14 protein-coding genes are annotated in these 24,280 nt (G+C 50.7%); 7 read left to right on the top strand and 7 right to left on the bottom strand.

All coding sequences use genetic code 11. The annotated features are described in order from the left end of the window. Positions 1 to 4 precede the first annotated feature (4 nt). Positions 5 to 277, bottom strand: coding sequence for a hypothetical protein (locus tag LDN30_RS06630; RefSeq protein WP_223925968.1), 273 nt, complete (start codon positions 275 to 277; stop codon positions 5 to 7). Positions 278 to 514: 237 nt separating this feature from the next. On the opposite strand from LDN30_RS06630, the gene LDN30_RS06625 reads away from it, so the two are divergent. After that, positions 515 to 2,155: a diphosphate--fructose-6-phosphate 1-phosphotransferase gene (locus LDN30_RS06625; RefSeq protein WP_223929060.1), complete on the top strand. Its 1,641-nt coding sequence runs from the start codon at positions 515 to 517 to the stop codon at positions 2,153 to 2,155. A gap of 53 nt (positions 2,156 to 2,208) precedes the next feature. Continuing rightward, positions 2,209 to 3,072, top strand: a complete 864-nt coding sequence (locus LDN30_RS06620) for a glycoside hydrolase family 25 protein (RefSeq protein WP_223925966.1) — start codon at positions 2,209 to 2,211, stop codon at positions 3,070 to 3,072. 2,018 nt (positions 3,073 to 5,090) lie between these two features. Here the strand turns inward: LDN30_RS06620 and LDN30_RS06615 are convergent. From LDN30_RS06615 to LDN30_RS06605, 3 genes are all read right to left on the bottom strand, one after another. Then, a complete protein-coding gene (locus LDN30_RS06615; RefSeq protein WP_223929059.1) occupies positions 5,091 to 6,653 on the bottom strand; it encodes a peptide MFS transporter in 1,563 nt (520 codons plus the stop codon). A gap of 26 nt (positions 6,654 to 6,679) precedes the next feature. Further along, entirely contained in the window at positions 6,680 to 7,420 is a 741-nt protein-coding gene (locus LDN30_RS06610) for a porin family protein (protein WP_223929437.1), read from the bottom strand. Between the two features lie 81 nt (positions 7,421 to 7,501). Next, positions 7,502 to 8,941, bottom strand: coding sequence for an amino acid ABC transporter substrate-binding protein (locus tag LDN30_RS06605; RefSeq protein ID WP_223929058.1), 1,440 nt, complete (start codon positions 8,939 to 8,941; stop codon positions 7,502 to 7,504). 107 nt (positions 8,942 to 9,048) lie between these two features. On the opposite strand from LDN30_RS06605, the gene LDN30_RS06600 reads away from it, so the two are divergent. Both LDN30_RS06600 and uvrA read left to right on the top strand, forming a co-directional pair. Then, entirely contained in the window at positions 9,049 to 9,765 is a 717-nt protein-coding gene (locus LDN30_RS06600) for a T9SS type B sorting domain-containing protein (protein ID WP_223929057.1), read from the top strand. 8 nt (positions 9,766 to 9,773) lie between these two features. Further along, positions 9,774 to 12,599: an excinuclease ABC subunit UvrA gene (gene uvrA / locus LDN30_RS06595; protein WP_223925962.1), complete on the top strand. Its 2,826-nt coding sequence runs from the start codon at positions 9,774 to 9,776 to the stop codon at positions 12,597 to 12,599. A gap of 297 nt (positions 12,600 to 12,896) precedes the next feature. Here uvrA and LDN30_RS06590 read toward each other — a convergent pair whose 3' ends face one another. From LDN30_RS06590 to LDN30_RS06580, 3 genes are all read right to left on the bottom strand, one after another. Further along, positions 12,897 to 13,682 (bottom strand): MBL fold metallo-hydrolase, encoded by a 786-nt coding sequence (locus tag LDN30_RS06590; RefSeq protein WP_223929056.1) that lies wholly within the window; start codon positions 13,680 to 13,682, stop codon positions 12,897 to 12,899. A gap of 114 nt (positions 13,683 to 13,796) precedes the next feature. After that, positions 13,797 to 15,578, bottom strand: coding sequence for a 30S ribosomal protein S1 (gene rpsA, locus LDN30_RS06585; RefSeq protein WP_223925960.1), 1,782 nt, complete (start codon positions 15,576 to 15,578; stop codon positions 13,797 to 13,799). Positions 15,579 to 16,292: 714 nt separating this feature from the next. Further along, on the bottom strand, positions 16,293 to 20,813 hold the full coding sequence (locus LDN30_RS06580; protein WP_223929055.1) for a translocation/assembly module TamB domain-containing protein: 4,521 nt from the start codon (positions 20,811 to 20,813) through the stop codon (positions 16,293 to 16,295). A 184-nt stretch (positions 20,814 to 20,997) separates the two neighbouring features. Here LDN30_RS06580 and LDN30_RS06575 point away from each other — a divergent pair, with 184 nt between their 5' ends. From LDN30_RS06575 to nqrC, 3 genes are read left to right on the top strand one after another with little or no spacing between them, the layout of a single operon-like run. Next, positions 20,998 to 22,356, top strand: a complete 1,359-nt coding sequence (locus tag LDN30_RS06575; protein ID WP_223929054.1) for a Na(+)-translocating NADH-quinone reductase subunit A — start codon at positions 20,998 to 21,000, stop codon at positions 22,354 to 22,356. A 29-nt stretch (positions 22,357 to 22,385) separates the two neighbouring features. Further along, complete coding sequence (locus LDN30_RS06570; protein WP_223929053.1) at positions 22,386 to 23,552, top strand: NADH:ubiquinone reductase (Na(+)-transporting) subunit B; 1,167 nt, start codon at positions 22,386 to 22,388, stop codon at positions 23,550 to 23,552. 12 nt (positions 23,553 to 23,564) lie between these two features. Then, positions 23,565 to 24,278, top strand: coding sequence for an NADH:ubiquinone reductase (Na(+)-transporting) subunit C (gene nqrC, locus LDN30_RS06565; RefSeq protein WP_223925956.1), 714 nt, complete (start codon positions 23,565 to 23,567; stop codon positions 24,276 to 24,278). Positions 24,279 to 24,280: the final 2 nt, after the last annotated feature.

Raw genomic sequence — 24,280 nt, 5'->3', positions numbered from 1 at the left:
GAATTTATGCGATGGTTGATATCTGGTCGATGATGGCCGATGCTTGCTTGTTGAACTCGGCGATGAGGTCCTTGTAGTATGCCTTTGCGGGCATGCCGGGTTCGGGGTGGGAAACGCGGCAGATGAAGTTCTCGTTCATCTCGACGATAGAGGTGAGCAGCACTTCGCCATTCTCTTTCTGTTCCTTAGCACTATAGTACGTGGCACTTGCACACTCAGCGAACAGGTCAGCGCAGATATTCCGTATGGCCTTCTTTAATTCTCGTTTGTTTGACATAATATTGATGTTGAATTTAACTTTTCGCTTATTTGGATTCAAAGATAGGAAAAATCTTCTGAAACTCTTGTCAATATTTCGAAAAATTATCCTAAAACGTGAAATTAATTCTCTAAGCTTCGGTTTTGTCGAAGAAAAAAAGTACTTTTGCAGATAAATGAAGAAAGAATGATTATCAATAAAACTTAAATATTCATTGCAAAAGAAGAAACTATCATCAATCTAACTATAATACGCATGGAAAAAAGTATCTTAGAAAAAATCCGTTCCGAATACAAGCCTAAGCTTCCTCAAGCTCTCAAGGGAAACGTCAAGGCCGTTGAGGGGGAGCCCACTAACAGTGTTCGTGACCAGCAGATTATCAAGAGTCTGTTCCCAAACACCTACGGTATGCCTATCGTAAGATTCGAGCCCGGCGAGGAGACAACGCATCATGCCATCAACGTCGGTGTCATTCTCAGTGGCGGACAGGCCCCCGGCGGACATAATGTCATCTCAGGACTCTTCGACGAGATTAAGCGGCTGAACCCCGAAAACAGACTCTTCGGATTCCTCCTCGGACCCGGCGGACTCGTATCGCACGAGTACATGGAGATAACTTCCGAGATCATTGAGGACTACCGCAACACCGGAGGATTCGACATCATCGGGTCGGGAAGAACAAAACTCGAGACTGAGGAACAGTTTGAGAAAGGACTGCAGATTCTCAACAAGCTCGACATCAAGGCTCTCGTCATCATCGGCGGCGACGACTCGAACACCAACGCCGCTGTCCTGGCTGAATACTACAAGGACCATGGCGACGGCATACAGGTCATAGGCGTTCCGAAAACTATCGACGGCGACCTGAAGAACGACCAGATAGAAACGAGTTTCGGATTCGACACTGCAACAAAGACCTACAGCGAGCTCATAGGAAACATCGAGCGCGACTGTGCATCGGCGCAGAAATACTGGCACTTCGTGAAGCTCATGGGACGGTCGGCATCGCACATCGCACTCGAGTGTGCCCTGCAGTGCCATCCTAACGTATGTATCGTCTCAGAGGAGGTGCAGGCCAACGACGACTCGCTCAACGACATCGTCGACTACATTGCCGGTATCGTAGCCAACAGAGCCGCCCACGGAATGAACTACGGTGTGGTGCTGATACCGGAAGGACTCATCGAGTTCATACCGGCCATCGGACGACTCATCAGTGAGCTTAACGACCTCCTCGCAGAGCATGGAGATGAATACAAGCATCTCGATAAAGCCGAACAGCGAAGATACATCCTCGAGCACCTCAGCAAGGACAACGCCAACACCTTCGAGACCCTGCCATACGACGTGGCACGGCAGCTGAGCCTCGAGCGCGACCCACACGGAAACGTACAGGTGTCGAGCATCGAGACCGACAAGCTACTCTCGAGAATGGTGGCTGCCAAACTGCGCCTGTGGAAGGAGGAAGGAAAGTTCAAGGGACACTTCCACACCCAGCACCACTTCTTCGGCTACGAGGGACGTTGCGCTATTCCCTCGAACTTCGATGCCGACTACTGCTATGCCCTCGGAACAAGCGCAGCACAGCTCATTGCCAACGGAAAGACAGGATACATGGCTGTGGTGAAAAACACTACGGCACCGACTGACGAATGGAGAGCTGGAGGTGTACCAATAACAAGCATGCTGAACCTCGAACGCCGTAACGGACAACTCAAGCCGGTCATCAAGAAGGCTCTCGTCGACCTCAACGGACGTCCGTTCCAGGAGTATAAGCGCCACCGCGACGAGTGGGCTGCCATGACATGCTTTGTCTATCCCGGACCAATACAGTACTTCGGACCAGCGGAGGTGTGCGACACAACGACAATCACCCTCCAACTCGAACACCAATAATGGCACACGTCACTACGACAGTGCAAAAAAACTTCTTTTAACGACAAAAGAAAATGTCCAAACCCCAAATACCTCCGTTCTTTGGCAAGTGGCCCAAATGGGCCATCTGCCTTTCCGGCGTGGCGATAGTGGTCATCTACGTTTGGGCATTCTATTATTTCTTCGTAGGACCGACAGGATTCCGCTGGAGAGCCATATACGGCGATCCGCACTATCCTGACGGCTACGAGATACGGGGCATAGACATCAGCCACCATCAGGGCACCATCGACTGGGACAGGCTGCGCAACGCCATGATTAACGGTTCACCGGTGAGATTCGTAATCATAAAGGCTACGGAGGGTGACAAGCATCTCGACGAGAACTTCGAGCAGAACTTCAACCTCGCAAAGGAAAACGGATTCATTCGTGGTGCTTACCACTATTTCAGTCTCACTTCGTCGGCCCGCAAGCAGGCTTATTTCTTCATCTCCCATGCCAATCTGCAGCCAGGCGACCTGCCACCGGTGCTCGACATTGAGAGGAAACCGCAGGACAAGAGCATCGAGGACTTCCAGCTCGATGTGCTCACATGGCTCCACATCGTCGAGAACAAATACCACGTGAAGCCGATAATCTATACCTATTCGAAATTCAAGGATACCTATCTGTCCGACGAGCGATTTGACGGCTACCCCTATTGGATTGCCCACTACTACGTCGACAAGATGGAGTATCGCGGGCAATGGAAGTTCTGGCAACACACCGATGCGGCCACTCTGCCGGGAATAAAAGGATATGTCGACCTCGACATCTACAATGGCAGTTTCTACGACCTTGAACAGCTCCTCATACCATCGGAGAACAGCAACGACGACAGTGAGGAAATAGACACCGTAACCATCGATGACGACTCCGTTGAGTTCGATGGCGACTGAGTGCCACCATTGCAGGCTCAGGCAAAGCAGTACTTTCTGCATTATAATCCACTGATATCTAAACGCCAGCCTCATTCTGCAACTCATAGTGCCACGATTACAGGACTATTCAAAGCAGAATTGTCTGCATTATAACACATTGATATCTAAACGCTTGCCTCATTCTGCCACGCATCGGAGTGGCAGGTTTGTCCATACACTGTCAGCTGCATGATAATTGTAGGCCTTGGATAGCGATTAGACTGGTGAATAGGGTTTAAACTACCCCCTTTTCTGCATGGACGGGGATAAATCCCGCCCTATTATCTGTCAGCCTCCGTTCACGATGAAACTTCTCAGCTTCGTCTCTGTCCGCTGTCCGAGATGATTTTCCCCCATTTTCTTTGTTGCCTCAATTCGAAATATTCCATTCCCCATGTTCGTTTATCGGCCTCCATTCCGAAATATTCTATTCCCCCCATGTTCGTTTGTCTGCCTCCATTCCGAAATATTCCTTTCCCCATGTTCGTTTGTCTGCCTCCATTCCGAAATATTCCATTCCCCATGTTCGTTTGTCTGCCTCCATTCCGAAATATTCCATTCCCCGTTTTCATTTGTTGGCTTTCATTCGAAATATTCCATTCCCACATGTTCGTTTGTCGGCTGCTTTCGATGTTCCCACAAAGTTATTACATCTTTTTTGCTCCTCAAAATTTCAACCGTTTATTACCGTTAAAATCCGTTAACAGCTGCCCCGAAATCATCATTTTCCTCCTTATTGTCCTTATAGCAGCTGCCGGTCAAGCGGTTATCGTATTGCTGCCTATAATTTCCCATGGTTTCCTATCGAGTCCTATAGTAGCCAATCGAGTTTTATGGTTGCCCTATAGTTTCCTATGGTTCCCTATCGAGTCCTATGGCAGCCTATCGAGTCCTATGGCTTACCTATTCAGTTCTATGGTTGCCTATAGTTTCCTATGGTTTCCTATGCCTGCCTATGCTGGCAAAGGGAGCGGTAAATTTTACAAGGCCGCCCCCGTTTTAGGGCCTCCTATCACGGCAATGGGGTGAACGATTTGTTCACCCCTGATTCTATCTCCCCGTCTTTCTCTATAGCCCGGATGTCTCCGAACATCTCCCCCAAACGCAACAACGCAACAATGCAACATTTATAGCTATCGCATGTATACAAAAATCAGAATTGTTAAATAAGAAGAAATAATAAATAATGATATAAAATATTGATTATTAATTATATATACTATATTATAATATATAATAATATAATATATTTTTACTCTATAGTCTCATTTTGGCCCTCTTTGCTCCTATATCGAAACGGCCTTATGCGACGTTGCGACACTGCGACGTTGCGACGCAAACCCGACTGACAATCTCTTCAATGCCCAGCGTCGCAACGTCGCAGTGTCGCATAAGGTGCTTTCTGATGTCGGGAAAATGCAGAATGTAAATAAAGAAGAAAATATTTATTATATTCAAAAGTGAAGCAGTGAATAATGAGCAGGGATTAATAAGCAATGGGCACATCCGTCCTGCGCAAACAATAAACACGCGGCAGGCGAATATTTTTTTCGCCCCTCGCAAACCATAAAGATAGAAAAATGATGTTTATCGGCCACTGTTAACAGATTTTAACGACAATAAAGGGCGGAAATTTAGAACCGGCGTTTTTGTTTGCTACCTTTGCTGACAGAAGAATCCCCTGCTAAAAACTCCTCTCCCCTCCGCGCGGTCCCCCATCGCTACGACAATCATATATTCCAGCCGTTTCCCCCCTGCTAAACTATGCGCAAGGATAGTTTTCTATAGGGTGCTATAGACGCAATAGACGCTATGGACGCTATAGGCACTATAGAAACTATAGGAGTTATAGACACTATAGACGCTATAGGTGCTATAGAAACTATAAACGCTATAGATCCATGAAATATAATATCGCCAAGTGAGGCGACGGTAAAAAAAAGCCGCCACCCATACGTGAGCATGAATGGCGGTTTTGAGCTAAAAGATCAATGCTGTTATGAATTGGTGACGCGCTCAAGCCATTTGGTCATTGCGGCCATCACCAGCATGCTGATGCCACAGACAATGGCGAAGACGAGCCAGCACTCCCATAACGGCAGCTTATTGTACATAAGCGGACCAAGCCACAGGAAAGCGTTGCCAACGGCGGTGGCTCCGAGCCACAGTCCCTGGCAGAGCCCCTGCAGATGCTTAGGTGCTACCTTCGATACAAAGCTCAACCCCAATGGCGAGATGAACAGCTCGGCAACGGTAAGGAAGAAATAAGTGAGGATGAGCACCCACGGACCCTCTTTTAGTCCTTCCCTCACCGATGGAGCATACGACGTGAATGTCTCGGCTGACGGATAGTTGTTGGCTATTGAGACAACCATCAGCAGGAGATAGGCCAGTCCGGCGATTCCCATACCGAGAGCAATCTTCCGCGGAGTGGTGATAGGGTGGCCCTTCTTGGTGAAGTGGTTGAAAAGGAGCATTATCAGCGGTGTGAGGGCGATGACGAAGAACGGGTTCACGGCCTGCCATATCTCCGGCGGAATGGCATCGGTCTTGACGAAGTCGCGCGCGAAGAAGCTCAGGCTCTGTCCGTTCTGGTGGAACGAGAACCAGAAGAACACCGAGATGCCCAATACGGCGAAGAGGGCGTACATGCGCTGGCGTATCTCCTTGGCCATGGCCACACGCTCCTCCGGGGTGTAGTCGACATTAGCCACCGCCTCGTGGCGTCCTGGCATTGGGAACATGTGTTTCGACTTCATGAATATGGCGAGCGAAATGAGCATCATCACGACGCTGGCAATGAAGCTCAGATGGATTCCGGTGTTGAAGACATCGAGATACTGCGGACAGAAGTTTGCCAGGTCAGCCACATTGCCCCCCACCTGATGTGTAAGCTCCGTAAGACTGCTGAGGTCCTTCTGACCGATATTTCCGTTGGCGTTGATATACTCATGGCAGAGCCGCGGCAGGTCGGCATTGTAGAGCCATCCGTGGCTCTTGAGCCAGAAGGAGCGCAGCACCGGAGCGATGAACGGAGCGAGCAGCGCGCCGACATTGATGAAGACGTAGAAGATCTGGAATCCGGCATCGCGCTGTCCCTGTGCCCATTTCAGCTTTTCGGGACCCTCCTTGGCAGCCTCAGCCTCGAAGTCGTCGTACATCTGTCCGACAATGGCCTGCAGATTGCCCTTGAAGAGTCCGTTGCCGCATGAGATGAGGACGAGGGCGAAGATGGTGAAGGCCAGCAGATACGAGTTGTTCTGCGGTGTGGCCATGACGGGGACTGACAGACAGACATATCCTAACGACATGATGATGAGTCCGCTCTCGATAGTACGCTGATAGTTCTGCGTGCGGTCGGCGATGATACCTCCGACAAGACTCATGATGTAGATGGCAGCGAGGAAGAATCCCGAGATAAGGCTCGACGTCTCGTCGCTAACTCCGAACTTACTGCAAAGGAAGAGCGTTAGCACGGCAATCATGATATAATAGCCGAATCGCTCACCCATGTTGCTCAGGGCGGCCTGTAGAAGACCCTTAGGATGATTTTTGAACATTTTCGATATTGTTTTTTAGTTTGTGGTTATTTGCTTAAGTCGACAAGCCATGTGGCTTTTATTACGATGTTTCCGATGTTGCTCTTCGAGAAATAATCACGTTTCGACGAGCCGTAGATATTTCCCAGACCGTAGTAGTAGCGTGCCTCGAGCATCCACCGTCCGATGTGGCTGTTGGCATATTCGAGACCTGCTCCGGCGGCAATGCCGTAGTCGAATTTATTCTCTACTTTCATCGATTCCTGCTCTACGGTGGTATTCGACCGTCCCGACTGTGCATCGAGATTCGGTGAGTCGTAGTTGCGGTCGGTACTCTCGCTGAGGAGAATGCCTATCTGCGGTCCGGCCTGGATGAAGAAGTTGAACCCGTTGTTCTCGCGTCCCCATGCCAGATGTGCGAAGACGGGAATCTGAATGTAGTTCAGTGTGCGCGAGTATTTCTCCACGGAACCGTTGGTGTTGACTACGGGGTTGTCGTTGGCATCGCGGATGTCCTCTTTCCATCCTATGGCAGCGAAGTTCACCTCACCGGCAATGGAACAGATAGTGGAGAAATACTTTTCGCTGGTGTATCGCCACGACAGTCCTCCAGTGAGACCCACGTGCTGTCCCTGCGACACACTCGGGTCGAAGCCCACACTCGACAGTGCTGCTCCGGCGTTGGCTCCTATGGAGAAGGTGTTGCGGTACTTGCCGATCTGTGCCGTCGACGTCAGCGGAACGACAATCAGCAGCGTGGTAAGGGCAAGACGGATGGGATTCTTCATTCTGTTGTATGTGGTTGAAAGATTCATTTTTGTTTTTATGCACTAAATATATTTCACCATTGTCAATCTACCTCCTTCGACTCAGTATGTGAGGCTGTCCATGGTGCCGTCGGTCTTGAAACGGATTATCTGGAATATAGAGTTCTGGTATCCGCCTTTGCCCTCGCGCTTGAAGATGAGCCGGCTCTGCATCGGCTTGTAGCCGGTGTCCTGCTTGGCAATGCCGTTGAAGTCGGTACCGTATTTGCTGATGCCCCGGACGAAGAACATGGTGTGGTCGAAACCGAGCAGCGCCATCCGCGGCAGACAGTCGGGGTTCATGCCCTGTCCGTAGCGGGCTTTATACTCGTGCTCGAAGTTCTCCACCCTGTCCGATGTACGGCTGAAGTAGTAGGTAGTGGGTATGTGAACATTATACTTGAAGAAGTAGCTCTCGAGGTTGGGCTGATAGATGAACCACTCGTTGTAGCCGTAAGTGGAGATGCGCAGCGACGGGTATTCTTTCTTCAGCGAGTCGAGTTTGGCGCACAGTCTCTCGAGGGGCTTGTAAGCTCCAGAGTTCAGGACGATGACGTTGGCTGTCGTCGACGAGAAGTGCTTGGCGAAATCGCCGAGGGGAGTATTGAGGTTGGTTATCTCCGGTTTTATGCCTTTCCCTTCGAGCACCTCGCGGAGGGCTTTGGTGAACGCATATTTGCCGTCGGACGGTGTATTAGTGTTGACGAATATCGGGCGGTAACCCTGAGCGAACCGCTCAATGAATGCTCCTATGCTGCGGCCGGAGAGCGCTGCGTCGTCCTGATAAATCTGATAGACGTAGGGATTTGTGGTTACATCATCGGCCGATACCGAGAACGGCATAACCAATTTTATGGCGTTTTTGCGGCAGAAATCAGCGAGCGGACGCACCTGCGATGTGTATAACGGTCCGAAGATGATGTTCTGCTTGGCTATAGCCGGATTATGGGCCAGGACACTGGTGACGACCGAGTCCTTGTTGATGTTCCAGAGGTTGATTTCGGTCTTTATACCCTCCTTGCTGAGCGAGTCGAGCGCAGCCCTCACACCGCGGTAGTATTCCACCATTCGTGTGCCCTCACTGCTGTGGTCGAGGAACGGCAGCATGATGCCGATTCTGATTGTCGACAGCCTGTGAGCAGCGGGTTTGGCCGCGCTCTGCGGTGCAGTCTTTGCAGCGCTGCGAGCCGATGATTTGTCGGTGGCTGCTGTGGTCTTTGCAGGCAGAGTCTTCCCAGTGGCTGTAGAGCTCTGAGCATCATCCTTTGAATAGGGGATGAAGATTACGGCACCCTTCTTCAGCTCGTAGCCTTTCTCTCGCATCTCTGGATTGGCGTTGAGCAGTTCGTCGATAGTGATGTTATAATTGCGGGCAATGCCGAAAACCGTCTCATGACGTTTCACCTTGTGGATGTCGCGCCACTGAGTAGTGCCCTGGGCTGATGATTCCAGGGATGTGGCTATGAGCAAGGCAGCCAAGGCTATATGAATAATATGTCTCATTATTGAATTTGGTATTTAATGAATTCAATTGCAAAAATAATAAAAAGTAGGAAATATAACGACATAAGTCTCCTTTTTTTTGTAATTTTGCCGAAAACTACAGTAGCATGACAAGAGTAAGACTATTTATCATCATTATTTTGACGACAATAATAATCCCGTCGGTAGCTGTGGGACAGAGTATCAACCCCACAGGAACATACCTCGACGACAACGGCGACTCGGTGACGATGGCCCCCGGCGACAGCTATTCGGGTTCGGCGCCATTGGCTGTCCACTTCGCTGCCAACCCCACGGACCTCGACGGCTACAGTGCTTATTACGAGTGGCGGTTCTACTCGGAGAAGGATACCTCCACCCCACTCTACACGCGTTATGATGAGAACACCGACTTCACCTTCACCCAAGCGGGCTCATTCAGGATTTACCTCATCGCGAGGTTCACAAGGGCCGACGGCGACACTGTGGAATATACCGAGGACGACCTGGCACCGATAACGGTGTCGATAAGCGAGAGTGAACTCGTCATGCCAAACGCGTTCTCGCCAAACGGCGACGGCATCAACGATGTCTACAAGCCCAAGACCGGCTATAAGAGTATCGTAAAGTTCGACGCGTACATCTTCAATCGCTGGGGAGTGAAACTCTTCGAATGGCATGATCCATCGACGGGATGGGACGGAACATACAAGGGAACACCTGTAAAGGACGGTACCTACTTCTGCCTCGTTAAGGCTGAGGGCGCTGACGGAAGAAAATTCAACATTAAGAAGGACGTTAACCTCCTCAGAGGCTACACTGAGGGTACTACGGTTACTCAATAGCAACGACAATGGACAACAATATACAAGTTTATGGCGCACGCGTCCACAATCTGAAAAATGTGGACGTTCTTATTCCACGCAATTCGCTGACGGTATTTACCGGGCTGTCGGGGTCGGGCAAGAGCTCGTTAGCTTTCGACACTATCTATGCTGAGGGACAGCGCAGGTATATAGAGACTTTCTCGGCCTACGCACGCAACTTTCTCGGCGATATGGAGCGCCCTGACGTCGACAAGATTACCGGACTGAGTCCTGTCATCTCGATAGAACAGAAGACGACGAACAAGAATCCGCGGTCGACGGTGGGCACGCAGACGGAGATTTACGACTACCTCCGACTTCTCTATGCCCGCGCCGGAGAGGCTTACAGCTACACTACGGGCGAGAAGATGGTAAAATACACCGAAGAGAAAGTTGTCAGCATGATTCAGCACGACTATGCGGGGAAGAAGATACTCATCCTCGCACCGCTCGTCCGCAACCGTAAGGGCCACTATCGTGAGCTCTTCGAGCAGATGCGAAAGAAGGGCTATCTCTACATCCGCGTTGACGGCGAGGTTAAGGAGATTGTCCGCGGAATGAAAGTCGACAGATATAAGAACCACAATATTGAGGTTGTTGTCGACCGGCTGAAACTCGGTGAGATGGCTGAGGGCACCGTCGATGAGCGTCTGCGGCAGTCGGTGTCGACGGCAATGAAACAGGGCGAGGGTCTGGTGATGATTCTCGACAACGACACTAATGAGGCTAAATTCTTCTCGAAGCGGCTGATGGACCCGGTGTCGGGATTGTCATATAAAGATCCGGCTCCGAACATCTTCTCGTTCAACTCACCCGAAGGTGCGTGCCAACGGTGTCAGGGAATGGGACGAGTGAGCGTAATCGACATCGACAAGGTCATTCCCGACAAGAGCAAGAGCATCCATGATGGTGCAATCATTCCTTTAGGGAAATACAAGAATCAGCTCATCTTCTGGCAGATAGAAGCCATCCTGCAGAAGTATGGATTCACTATTAAGTCGCCGGTCGAGAAGCTGTCGGACGAGGCCCTCGATGAGGTCCTCTATGGATCACTCGAGAAGGTGCGCATCGATAAGGAAGTGGTCCACACATCGAGCGACTACTTCACTGATTTCGATGGAGTTGTAAAATATCTTCAGAGCATCTTGGAGGACGACGACAGTGCCAAGGGCAAGAAGTGGGCCGCGCAGTTCATTGCTGAGAAGGAATGCCCCGAGTGCCATGGTATGCGGTTGAATAAAGAGGCTCTGTCGTATAAGATTTGGGGCAAGAACATTGCTGAAGTAGCTAACCTCGATATTGCCGAGCTCAAGGACTGGCTCGACCACGTTGAGGAGCACATGGACGACAAGCAGAAGAAGATTGCTGCTGAGATTGTAAAGGAATTGCGGAAGCGCGTGGGCACCCTCCTCGATGTGGGACTCGACTATCTTTCGTTGAACCGTCCAAGTGGCTCATTATCAGGCGGTGAGAGTCAGCGAATAAGACTCACGACACAGATTGGCAGTCAGCTTGTCAACGTTCTTTATATCCTCGATGAGCCGAGTATCGGACTCCATCAGCGCGACAACGTCAAACTCATTAACTCGCTCAAGAAGCTGCGCGATCTCGGCAATACAGTCATTGTCGTGGAGCATGACGAGGATATGATGAGAGCCGCCGACTGGATTATTGATGTGGGACCGAAAGCCGGACGAAAAGGTGGAGAAATCGTATTCCAGGGCACTCCAGCTGATATGCTGAAGACTCACACGCTGACAGCTCAATATCTCAACGGCGAAAAGAAAATAGAAGTTCCGGCTCAGCGGCGTAAGGGCAACGGCAAGAGCATTACGCTCCACGGATGCCGTGGCAACAACTTGAAGAATATAGATGTAGAGTTTCCTCTCGGCGAACTCATCGTTGTCAGCGGTGTGTCGGGGTCGGGAAAGAGCACCCTCATCAACGATACCCTGCAACCGATTCTCTCGCAGCATTTCTATCGCAGTCTGAAAGCTCCGTTATCGTACGGCAGCATCGATGGAATCGACAATATTGATAAGGTTGTCAACGTAGACCAGAGTCCTATAGGGCGGACTCCGCGCAGCAATCCAGCTACATATACTGGCGTATTCACCGACATCCGTCAGCTTTTCGTAGAACTCCCTGAGGCTAAGATAAGAGGTTACAAGCCCGGTCGATTCTCGTTCAACGTCAAAGGCGGACGTTGTGAGGCCTGCGGAGGCAACGGCTACCGCACCATCGAGATGAATTTTCTGCCCGATGTGACCGTTCCTTGCGAGGTTTGTCAGGGCAAGCGCTATAACCGTGAGACTCTTGAAGTGAGATACAAGGGCAAATCCATCGCCGACGTACTCGATATGACGGTGAATATGGCTGTGGAATTCTTTGAGAATGTTCCGAATATTCTACAGAAGATAAAGACTCTCCAAGATGTCGGGTTGGGATATATCAGGCTCGGACAGAGCTCTACTACCCTTTCCGGCGGTGAGAGTCAGCGCGTGAAGCTTGCCACGGAATTATCGAAACGTGATACCGGTCGCACTCTCTACATCCTCGATGAGCCGACGACGGGACTCCACTTCGACGATATCCGCGTTCTCATGGAGATTCTTCAGAAGTTGGTCGACCGTGGCAACACGGTGATAATCATTGAGCATAACCTCGACGTAATAAAACTTGCCGACCATATTATCGATATGGGACCCGAAGGAGGAAGAGGCGGCGGACAAGTGGTTGTCAGCGGTACACCTGAAGAGGTTGCTGCAAGCGGTCTCGGATTTACATCGAAGTTCCTCAAGAAGTATGTTTAGATGTCTTGTGGTTTCAATAGAATATGATGCAGATGTTTTCGATTTCATCGGAATCAAGCTATGGAATTTCCCGATTTCATCGGAATCAAGCTATAGAATTTCCCGATTTCATCGAAATCAAGCTATGGAATTTTCCAATTTACATTGGAATAAAACTATAGAATTGGAATAAAACTATAGAAGTTTCAGAATTCATCGAGATTAATCTTCAGCGATTCTGATTTACAAAGAATTACGTATGGTTCCGGCCTTCCACACAACATCACGGAAGGTCGGAATCATAGTTTTAGTACAGAATCATTCCGTCGGCACAGTCCTCTTTAGAACCGTGAGCTCAAAGTCCTTACCGACACTTATCCCGTTAGAGCTCAGAATGTCGACAACGGTGTCGTAGGCCATAGCTGGATTATTGTTTTTGTCGCTCAGATGGCACAGCCACACGTGTTTCAGTCTGCTTGACGCAAACTCTGCAAGAGCCTCTCCACACGCTTTGTTGCTAAGATGACCGTTGGGCCCTAAGATGCGGCTCTGAAGAACCAATGGATAAGGGCCATTCTTGACCATCTCAACGTCGTGATTGGCCTCAATAACGAGGTAATCGGTGTCGCTGATTATCGGCCCCATCTCTTCCGTAATATGTCCGCAGTCGGTGATGATGGTAAACACCTCACCGTCAGCCACAATCTTGTAGCCCACGTTGTCGGAACTGTCGTGTGGCACATTGAAAGCCATTACCTCGAAACTGCCAATCTGCACCTTGTTGTTCTTCTCGATAGTCTTAGCAAGAATGGGCTCTATCTTCTTCTTCACCATCCAGTTTCTCGTCACTCCTTTGTGAACCAAATCTGTGGCCCACACCGGTATATGATAAGTGCCGCTCATCGACCCCACCGATTTTATGTGGTCGGCATGGTCGTGGGTGAGCAGAATGTTGTGAATGGTGCCGATGTTGATTCCGTAGTCGGCGAAGTGCTTCTTCAACTTTCTTATTCCTACGCCAACATCTATTAATAGAGCATCGTCGTCCGACGACAGCAGATAGCAGTTTCCGCTGCTGCCACTACCAAAAGAGATGAATTTCATTCCCGTTTAAATGATTAAAATAAGGCTGGCTCCTTGCGGAGTCAGCCCTACGATGCAAAGTGTGATGAAAAATCCCGCCAAAATGATTGTGAGTATGGCGGAATGGGATTAATCTTACTTATTGTTCTTCTCCATGTCAGCCTTCAGCTTAGCAAGAACGTCGAGATCGCCGAGGCTTGTACCAGCCTGTACGTTCTCAATCTTCGGAGTGTCGTTCTTGTGAGCCTTGTGCTCGTGACGTGGCTTATAGTCGTCCTTGACATCCTCGAATGTGCGAGAATGAGAGAGGATGATGCGACGAGTATCCTTAACGAACTCGATGACGACGAATGGCAGATGCTCGCCGAGCTGTGCCTGTGTGCCGTCCTGCTTAACGAGGTGCTTAGGAGTAGCGAAGCCCTCACCACCCTCATCGAGAGTGATAACTGCGCCCTTGTCCATCGACTCAGTGATTGTTCCCTCGTGAACAGAGCCCGGAGTATAGATGCTCTCGTACTTGTCCCAAGGATTCTCCTCGAGCTGCTTGTGGCCGAGGCTCAGACGACGGTTCTCCTTGTCGATCTCGAGAACGACAACGTCGATGTCGGCACCAACCTTTGTGAACTCTGATGGGTGCTTGATCTTCTTGGTCCAAGAGAGGTCGCTGATGTGGATAAGACCGTCAACACCTTCCTCGAGCTCTACGAAGATACCGAAGTTAGTGAAGTTGCGGACCTTAGCAACATGCTTAGAACCAACAGGATACTTAACCTCGATAGTCTTCCACGGATCCTCCTTGAGCTGCTTCAGACCGAGGCTCATCTTGCGCTCGTCGCGGTCGAGGCTCAGGATGACAGCCTCTACCTCGTCGCCAACCTTAAGGAACTCGTTGGCTGAACGCAGATGCTGGCTCCAAGACATCTCAGAGACGTGGATAAGTCCCTCAACACCCGGCTGAATCTCAACGAATGCGCCGTAGTCGGCCATGACAACAACCTTACCGTGAACGTGATCACCAACCTTGAGGTTTGGATCGAGGCTGTCCCATGGGTGCGGTGTGAGCTGCTTCATACCGAGAGCGATACGCTTCTTCTCCTCGTCGAAGTCAAGGATAACGACCTTAATCTTCTGGTCGAGCTCTACAACCTCATGAGGATCGCTTACGCGGCCCCAAGAGAGGTCTGTGATGTGGACGAGTCCGTCGACACCACCGAGGTCGACGAATACACCGTAAGAGGTAATATTCTTGACAGTACCCTCGAGGATCTGACCCTTCTCCAGGTGAGAGATAATTTCTTTGCGCTGTGCCTCGAGCTCGGCCTCGATGAGAGCCTTGTGAGAGACAACAACATTGCGGAACTCCTGGTTGATCTTGACAACCTTGAACTCCATAGTCTTGCCTACGAATACATCGTAGTCGCGTATTGGGTGGACGTCAATCTGTGAGCCCGGAAGGAATGCTTCGATGCCGAATACATCGACAATCATACCGCCCTTAGTACGGCTCTTGATGAAGCCCTGAATAACCTCGTCGTTCTCCAGAGCCTCGTTGATCTTCTCCCAGCTCTTCTGCAGACGAGCCTTGCGGTGAGAGAGAATCAGCTGACCCTTCTTGTCCTCCTGGCTCTCAACGTAGACCTCTACCTTGTCGCCCGGCTTCAGATCAGGGTTATAACGGAACTCTGCTGCAGGAATGATACCATCGCTCTTGTAGCCGATGTTGACGACTACCTCTTTCTTGTCGACGGAGATAACTGTTCCCTCGACAACCTGGTGCTCCTGAATCTTCTTCAGAGTCTCGTCGTAGGCCTTCTCCTGGTCTTCTTTGCTGGTTTCAACTTTACCGCCATTCTCGAACTCGTCCCAGTCGAAATCGGCTAAGGGCTGAACGTTCTTGACGTCTTCTAAATTTGCCATAAATGTTTAATAAAAAATTTTTAATTAATAAAGTTAGACTTTATATTGATAATTAATGATGTAAAGGCACTATTTGCCTTACGGGGCGCAAAGGTACTAATATTTTCTGAAACTCAACTACTTATTTTGTATTTTTTCTAAGAAAACTGCATTTTTCTCCGTTTGTTCCCCTTTTTCGGCCGTTCTTCATTAATTTCCTCATCATAAAGGACTTATATTGTCCGATGGCTGGAACATCCCGACGGATCCCTACATATTTATATTATCACTTATGGTAGCTGCTACCGAAACAACGACACATTCCGATGTTGTGCCATAGATTCGCGATGAAGTTTATCTGTGTTGATGATTAAATGTAAAGAATTATCCGGTCTTAATCGAATTTCATTTATTTCGGTTATGTGCTGATTCACAATGACTTACAAATTCGGCCTGTTTTGCGTTGCGAAACGGTCCGTTTTAGAGTGCGGAACGGTCCGTTTCATGAGCCGAAATGGACCGTTTCGCAATGCAAAATGGCATCAATCACAATGCTGTAATGAAAATTCATATCATTCACTTGGTTGCTGCGGAATGCCGCGGTCTCCGTTCACCCCAGCACTGTCGGCCGTAACCATTGTATTTAATCTCTATTTACCTACAGCATCAGCCCTTGTTATTGTCTTTCGACCTCGATTTTTTCGACACGATCAGCCGCTGCCATAGCCATGTTCTCTACTTTCGGCTTCTTTTATCCGTTGCCGCAGCTTTTGTTTTCTTGCTGCTGGTGCGCTTCTTAGCCGCTTTCTTCTTTATTCCGAAGAAGTCCAGGATGTTGCTGAAGTCCTTTTTCAGCACAAAGCCGACACCCTGTGTGTTGAGCGAGTTCCTCGTGAAGTATCTGTCGTTGGTCTGGTTATACACCCTAAGAGAGATATTTCCATTCGGTGTGAGCAAATATCTGAGGTCGAAATCGCCGATGAACGACGAGTTGTTCGTTGTCACTTTATCGCGATAACCGAACTGTCCTTGGAAGAACAGACGGTTGTTGAGCATGCGGCCGGAGAGCAGTCCCTCATATTCGGCGTCGCTGAACCCCTCGTCACCGGTGGAGATGTTGGCCCCGATATTCCAGTTGGTGTTGTGGACGACGCTCGACAGTATCGACGACAACTGCTGCGAGAGCGTTCCCGAAAGGACACTCTGCATCGCCAACGATGTCTGATTCTGCGATGCCTCACGCTCTACCTCAGCATTGTTGTTTCCCGGATTATAGAAGCGTCCGACGGCAAGCAGATAGAGAACTTGCTGGTTTAGGTCGTCCTCCGAGTTGATTACCGAGCGCACCATCTGCTGCACATCGGTGGAGAGCGTCGGGAAGTCGATGCCGAAGGTTATTGTCGGTTTCTGCGGTGTGCCGATAATATTCATCAGACAGTTCACGCGGATGTTTGACGATGTAAAGCTGCGTCCCATCTGCAAGTCGGAAAGACTCACGCCATTGACCGTATATTGCGCTTTGAGGTTCAACCGTGCGTCGAAAGGATTGCCACCGAAGACCACCGACGACCCCGGCTGAAACTCGAAAGCTTTCTTTACGAGGTTCTGAATGGTCATCGTATATTTGCCATATTCCACATTGTAGTTGCCGAACATCTGGAAAGCGCCCTTATTAAAATATGTGGCTCTCACGACACCATCGCCGTGGAAATCCATGTGGTCGCCAGTTGTCTCGTCCATCAGCACCCGCAGTGTGAAGTCGGGAGTGGTGTTGACAATAAGATTCATGACGAGATCGCCGGGAATATCGTCGTCGTCATCATCGTCAGTGCCCTTACGCCCCGGGGCACCGCTCAGCCCCTGCGATTCCACAGCAAAAGTGCTGTCGGTCTTCGGTGTCACATCATTCCAGTGGATGAACGAGTTGTCGTCGAGCGACCCGCTGTATCCAGCGTCGTACTCCATGAACGACTTGCCAACAGGGGTGATATTGGCGTTGATGGTTGTCTCCCCCGCCCTTCCAATGATATCGCAGTGGCCCTTGCCGTAGATGACACCGCGGAATGTCCTGTCGTCGAACTCCGGAAGATTGAGACACAGCAGGTTATCTGCATCGAGATGAATGTCGAACGTCATCTTGTGGAGCTCCTTGTGATGGATTGCTCCCGTGACAACTCCGATGTGGCCGTCGCGGTCGTAAACGGTGTCGTTGGCAAACTCAATCTCGTTTGGAACCATGTGTATGAGCGACTTACGCATGGTGTAGGTCGTATTCGTCTGCTTTATGGTTATATCGCCGTTGCCATAGACATCGCCCTCAAGATTGACATGCGACAGGTCGCCAAAGATGCGGCACCAGCCGTCGCCGGTGGCTTTCACATCCTTCATAACAGCTCCGGCAAAACCCTCGAGAAACTGCAGTCTGGTGCCGTGAACCATCATCGGGAGGTCGATGTAATTGTCCTTTATCGACACGTAGCCGTTGATGTCGGTATAACAGCCGGGACCATCGTCGGCCGTCGAGTTTATCGTTATCCGACCCGTCGAGCTGTCGTAGTTGGCTTTGGCATGGAGAGTGCCGAATTCACCGCCCTGGAACCGGAAATCGGCAACGTCGAAGTCGGCGTAGGCCTTGGGATTCTTGAAGAACGACTTCACATATCCCTTACCCGTCACGTTGCCGGTGAACGTAACTGAATTGAATCCCACGATGTCGAGGACATACTTCAAGTCGATATTTCGGAAGTCGACGAGTAGAGAGTCGTTCTCGTGGCCGCTCGTCTGACCATTGACCGTCACATACTGATTGCCGTTTGAAACCACGAAATGATCGATGTTCAGACGATTGTGCTGATAGTCGAAGTGCGACGGTTGAACCGACAGATGGATTGTGTCGAAGACCTCCTCCGACGGCAGTATGTCGACGCTGGCACCAAGTCCATTCGACGAGGTACTGAACAGTCGTGCCTTGGCATGGATATTACCATAATTGTGGGTACCGGCTTCCAGATCCCAGTTGGCGTTGATCCGCACATTATCGTCGAAAATATCGGCATTCAACGCTAATGCAAGAGGTGAACCGTTGTCGTTAACACGCTGACCTCTAACATGTAAGAGCAGACCACGACCGATGCCGCTCGCGGCATTGTCCGGTGCATCGGACAGATTCGACTTTGAGCCGAGATTAACTTCAACATCCTTTATGCGATTGCCATTGTAAACAACGTCGGGAGCCGAAAGATTGAAGTTGATGTCGTTGGCCGCATCGTTAACCGCTCCACGGAAATCGACCGGACCATTGACGTTCAGCTGAATACCGAACAACTGGCGAAGGAGCTGTGCGCTGGCCATTCTGCCATAGAATGAGTAGCTGTTGCCTGATGGCTTATGACCGGAACCGATAACGCTCGGCAGATCCCGGCCCACGACACTCGCGATACTGTTGGGAAGATTCTGATAGTCGAAGATGCCTTTTATATGAAATTCGCCGAAATCACCGATGATATCAGCACTGCGCTTGTTAAAATTATTGCTAACGGCAGTGTGCAGATTACTGATGTTGCAGTTCGTTCCACCACCGATGGCCGAGAAGTCGGTGACATCGAGTGTTCCGTTCAGATGATCGAGGTCAGCACCTGCAAGATAAGCTTTAGCCGTCAGCGAGAATGTTCTGTCGCCCAAGGCATTAGTCAGTTTCAGTCGGTTGGGATTGAAATTTCTTACTTCCACCGTAGCCTTAACATTATTACGGCTCACCATTCCGTCGACCGTCAGCTTGCCGTTAGGGTCGTTGATGGAGGCCTTACCCGCAAAAGCAGCGTTGGCGAGTGTGCCGTCGACGGCAATATTGCGGTAGCTGTAGCCCTTATAATCGAATCGGCCGACGAGTCCTTTGGCCGTGACCTCAAGAGCTGTGAACTTGAATGGCGACGGGATTCGGCCCTTGGCGCTGACGTCGGCAACCACCATTCCGAAGTCGTCGTTGTCGAGAATCCTCCCGAGGTTAATTCCCGGAGTCTTGACAGCGGCATCGAAAGCGGGTCCCGACATGTAGGCTTTGAACGTCACATTGCCAGCTGCCGACCGCAGAAGTCCCTCGGCGGCCAACCGTCGGCCTTGTCCCGAGGCTTTTCCCGACAGCGTGAAATCGCCGAGATTGACCAGTTCCTTCGGGAGGTTGATTTTATGGCGCTGTAGATTCCTCGCTACATATTTGATGCCATCGGCACTCGTCTTCAGTTGTGAGGCCACAAACGACCACCGTGGAGTGCGTCCGAGATTATCGACGCGGCCTTTACCACTAACGATAATGCTCTGATCGTCAGTGGATATTCTTAACCGCGTTAAATCAACGCTGCTGCCAGTACCCCTGACTTTAGCCTCGATGTTGAAGCGATTGGAGAATCCGCGGAGCGTGGGGTCGAGGAATCCCAAATCGGAGGGAGCCACGGTGCTGCGGTCGAGGGTGGCGCTGAACCTCAGCGACCGTCGGTCCACCGTCTTCCCCTTCATCTTGTAGTCGGCTCTTACCAACGGCAGGGAGATGTCGGTGCGTGGCAGCGAGAGCTTAAAGTCGGTGGCTACAGCCGAACGGCGGTCGACCTTCAGCCGGAATTCAAGATTGCGCAGGTCGAGTCCCGACTGCTCCTTGAACGACAGACGCTTTATGGCTGCATCGAGGCTGTTGTCGGTGATATGGTTGATTAGTATGTGTGCGCTTAAATTGCTTACTGTCAAGTGGTTGACATCGAGCGATTCAAGCTTTTTCTTCGAGTAGTCGTTCCATCTCACTTTACCATTTCTTATCACAAGCGATGATATGCACAGGTCGAGTGGAGTGTGCGTCGATGAATTCTTCGATTTCAGCGAGTCGACGACAAACTGGAAATTAGTTTGTCCGTCGGCCTTCTGCTTATACATATTGGCGTCGACACCGAAGAGCTGCGCCGACGAGATGGAAATGCGTTTTTCGAGGAGTGGGATGATATCCACCTTCGCCGCCAATCGTGTGGCGAAGAGCATGGGCTTGTGCTGTTGGTCATAAATATGGACATCATCGATGACGAGACGGTTGAGGAATCCGATATCCACGCGCCCTATCTCCACCCTCGTTCCGAGTTTTCCGGCCAGTGCCGAAGCAATCTCTGAGCCGACGATGCCCTGAACGTATGGAATATGAAGTAGAATGGTGACGAGTAGAAACAAACCCGCCACGGTCCATAATATATAATTAACTATCTTCTTAATTAGTCGCATTTAAAAGCCAACAAAGGCAGCGCAAATATTCGAAATTGCTGCATTGAGTTTGCAAAGCTACAAAACTTTTAATAAAATAGGAAAATATTAGGCCAAAAAGCACCATCATTACGTTTTTTTTTATATTTTTGCAGCAACTATTCGTTAGCAAGTAAGATTTATTATCAACTAATTGACCAAAAATATGGTAAATGTTATCAAGTTACACAAAGGCTTGGACATTCGACTGAAAGGAGCTGCAGAGGATTCGACGTTCTCTGCTGGCACCGTCAGCCATTATGCTTTGCAGCCCGGCTCTTTCGTTGGTCTCACCCCGAAAGTAGTTGTCAAGGTTGGCGACAAAGTGCTTGCCGGAGATCCTTTGTTTGTAAACAAGCAGTGTCCCGAGGTCCGTTTTGCCTCACCTGTTAGTGGAACGGTCACAGCCGTTGTCCGTGGCGACCGCCGCAAGGTTCTCGCGGTGGAGATTGACGCCGACGCTGAGCAGAAGTATCACGACTTTGGCAAGAGCGACCCCGCGGCCCTCGATGCCGAAGGAGTGAAGAAGGTGCTTCTCGAAGGCGGTTTATTCGGATTTATCAATCAGTTGCCTTATGCCGTGTCGACGACCCCCGATACTGCGCCTAAGGCAATTTTCGTTTCGGCACTCCGCGACATGCCCCTCTCGGCCGACTTCGAGATGGAGCTCAAGGAGCCGTCGGCAGCCTCCGACTTCCAGTGTGGTCTCACTGCTCTGTCGCGCATTGCTCCCGTCCACCTCGGTGTGGGCCGTCATCAGCAGGCCGGCGCTCTATTGAACGCCCGCGATGTCGACATCAACGTCTTCGACGGTCCTTGTCCTGCGGGCAACGTCGGAGTTCAGGTTAACAATATCGACCCCGTCAACAAGGGCGAAGTGGTGTGGACCGTCGACCCCACGGCCGTCATCTTCTTCGGCCATCTGTTCAACACCGGTAATGTCGATATGACCCGCACCATTGCCGTTGCCGGCAGCGAGATGAAGCAGACGGGATACGCCCGCGTAAAGGTTGGCGCAAAGATCGGCGAGGTGCTCGGCGATAATGTCAAGACCGACCGCCACGTGCGCCTCCTCGACGGCAATCCGCTCACTGGTTGCAAGACCACGGCCGACGGCTACCTCGGTGCCCACACCTCGGAGATTACGGCCATTCCTGAGGGCGACGACGTCAACGAGTTTGCTGGTTGGATAATGCCGCGGCTCAAGGATTTCTCCACGTCGCACAGCTATTTCAGCTGGCTCTTCGGCCGCAGCAGGAAGTACGATCTCGACGCCCGCATTAAGGGTGGTGAGCGCCACATGATAATGAGCGGTGAGTACGACCGTGTGCTGCCAATGGACATCTACGGCGAGTACCTCATCAAGGCCATCATCACCGGCGACATTGACAAGCAGGAGCAGCTTGGCATCTATGAGGTTAGTCCTGAGGACTTTGCGCTTGCCGAGTTCGTCGACAGCTCGAAGTTGCCCTTGCAACAGATTGTCCGTCAGGGTCTCGACACACTGAGAAAGGAAAATGCATAAAAAATCTCGAAAGTCAGAATACAGAAAATATGAGTCTTAGAAATTATCTTGATAAGATACGCCCGAAGTTCGAAGAGGGAGGAAAGCTCCACGCTTTCAAGAGTGTCTACGATGGATTCGACTCTTTCCTCTACGTTCCTTCGGAAACATCGAAGAGCGGTGCGTCCATCCACGATGCCATCGACTCGAAGCGTATCATGAGCATTGTGGTAATAGCAGTTTTGCCGGCGATGCTCTTCGGAATGTACAATATAGGATATCAGAACGCTGTCTACGCCGGCAAGCTTGCTGACGCTACATTCTGGGGAATGTTCTTCTACGGATTCCTCGCGCTGCTGCCAAATATCCTCGTGTCTTACATCGTGGGCCTCGGAATAGAATTTGCGTGGGCACAATGGAAGAAGGAGGAGATTCAGGAGGGCTATCTCGTGTCGGGAATACTCATCCCGCTCATTCTTCCGGTGACGATTCCTCTGTGGATGCTCGCTCTGGCAGTGGCCTTCTCGGTAATCTTCGCCAAGGAAATCTTCGGTGGAACGGGAATGAATATCTTCAACCCCGCTCTCGTGGCGCGCGCGTTCCTCTTCTTCAGTTATCCGAGCAAGATGACCGGCGACATCAGCGTGTGGGTATCGCAGAAGTCCATCTGCGGACTCGGATTCAATGTCGGTCAGATTCCCGACGGTCTCACCACGGCCACTCCTCTCGGACAGATGGCACAGGGAGCCGCTGTTCCGTTCAATACCGACTGGGTGACGGGCCTCATCCCCGGTTCCGTCGGCGAGACATCAATCATCGCCATAGCCATCGGAGCCGTCATTCTGCTCTGGTGCGGAATAGCAAGCTGGAAGACCATGCTCAGCGTCTTCGTCGGAGGTGGTGTCCTTGGAGCCATCTTCAATGCCACCGGCTCTCTGTCGCTGCCGTGGTATGACTATCTCACCCTCGGTGGATTCGCTTTCGGTGCCGTATTCATGGCCACCGACCCTGTGACGAGTGCACGCACCGAAACGGGAAAGTGGATTTACGGATTCCTCATCGGCGCCATGGCCGTCATCGTGCGTGTCCTCAACGCCGGCTATCCTGAGGGAATGATGCTTGCAATACTCTTGGGTAATATGTTCGCACCGCTGATCGACTACTGCGTCGTAGAGCGCAACATCAGCAAACGCGCTAACCGCTTAAAAAACAAATAAGGAGGAGAGCATATGAAAACTAACAGCAATTCATACACGATAATTTATTCTACCATTCTCGTAGTAATTGTGGCATTCCTCCTGGCTTTTGTCTTCCAAGCACTGAAACCGGCGCAGGATGCCAACGTAGCCCTCGACCAGCAGAAGCAGATTCTCTTTGCCCTCAATCAGGACCGAAAGATGAGCGACAGCGAGGCCAAGGCTAAATATAAGCAGCTCATCGTTGCCGACGACATTATCGATGCCGACGGCCACGTAGTCACCAAGGGCAGCCAGGGTGGCACCGAAGCGGGCTTCAAGCTCAACAGCAAGGATGCCAAGGAAGGACGGCTGGCCCTCTACCGCTGCAACGTCGACGGCAAGGTGAAATATGTCATACCCGTCTACGGCAACGGACTGTGGGGACCCATCAGCGGATATATAGCCATCAACGACGACAAGGCAACGGTCTTCGGCGCTTACTTCAATCATGAGAGCGAGACTGCCGGACTCGGTGCCGAAATCAAGGACAACCAGCAGTGGCAGGCTCAGTTCAAGGGCAAGCACCTCTTTGCCTCCGACCCGCAGAAGATTGCCCTCTCCGTTGTCAAGCATGGCACCGCGCAGGGCGATAATCAGGTTGACGGTGTCACAGGAGCAACCCTCACGTCGAACGGTGTCTCCGAGATGCTGAAGGCTGACAAGGGCGGACTCCAGCCATACGTTAAATTCCTTAATCAGAAGTAATC

This window comes from Prevotella lacticifex (genome assembly GCF_019973375.1).
GTDB classification, from domain to species: domain Bacteria; phylum Bacteroidota; class Bacteroidia; order Bacteroidales; family Bacteroidaceae; genus Prevotella; species Prevotella lacticifex.
Note: the sequence above shows the minus strand (reverse complement) of the source record. Positions and strands in the feature narration are given on the sequence as shown.

What these genes read in the sequence shown, in the direction of transcription:
- LDN30_RS06630 (WP_223925968.1), bottom strand. Translation starts at nt 277, where the DNA reads ATGTCAAACAAACGAGAATTAAAGAAGGCCATACGGAATATCTGCGCT.
- LDN30_RS06625 (WP_223929060.1), top strand. Translation starts at nt 515, where the DNA reads ATGGAAAAAAGTATCTTAGAAAAAATCCGTTCCGAATACAAGCCTAAG.
- LDN30_RS06620 (WP_223925966.1), top strand. Translation starts at nt 2,209, where the DNA reads ATGTCCAAACCCCAAATACCTCCGTTCTTTGGCAAGTGGCCCAAATGG.
- LDN30_RS06615 (WP_223929059.1), bottom strand. Translation starts at nt 6,653, where the DNA reads ATGTTCAAAAATCATCCTAAGGGTCTTCTACAGGCCGCCCTGAGCAAC.
- LDN30_RS06610 (WP_223929437.1), bottom strand. Translation starts at nt 7,420, where the DNA reads ATGAAGAATCCCATCCGTCTTGCCCTTACCACGCTGCTGATTGTCGTT.
- LDN30_RS06605 (WP_223929058.1), bottom strand. Translation starts at nt 8,941, where the DNA reads ATGAGACATATTATTCATATAGCCTTGGCTGCCTTGCTCATAGCCACA.
- LDN30_RS06600 (WP_223929057.1), top strand. Translation starts at nt 9,049, where the DNA reads ATGACAAGAGTAAGACTATTTATCATCATTATTTTGACGACAATAATA.
- uvrA (WP_223925962.1), top strand. Translation starts at nt 9,774, where the DNA reads ATGGACAACAATATACAAGTTTATGGCGCACGCGTCCACAATCTGAAA.
- LDN30_RS06590 (WP_223929056.1), bottom strand. Translation starts at nt 13,682, where the DNA reads ATGAAATTCATCTCTTTTGGTAGTGGCAGCAGCGGAAACTGCTATCTG.
- rpsA (WP_223925960.1), bottom strand. Translation starts at nt 15,578, where the DNA reads ATGGCAAATTTAGAAGACGTCAAGAACGTTCAGCCCTTAGCCGATTTC.
- LDN30_RS06580 (WP_223929055.1), bottom strand. Translation starts at nt 20,813, where the DNA reads ATGCGACTAATTAAGAAGATAGTTAATTATATATTATGGACCGTGGCG.
- LDN30_RS06575 (WP_223929054.1), top strand. Translation starts at nt 20,998, where the DNA reads ATGGTAAATGTTATCAAGTTACACAAAGGCTTGGACATTCGACTGAAA.
- LDN30_RS06570 (WP_223929053.1), top strand. Translation starts at nt 22,386, where the DNA reads ATGAGTCTTAGAAATTATCTTGATAAGATACGCCCGAAGTTCGAAGAG.
- nqrC (WP_223925956.1), top strand. Translation starts at nt 23,565, where the DNA reads ATGAAAACTAACAGCAATTCATACACGATAATTTATTCTACCATTCTC.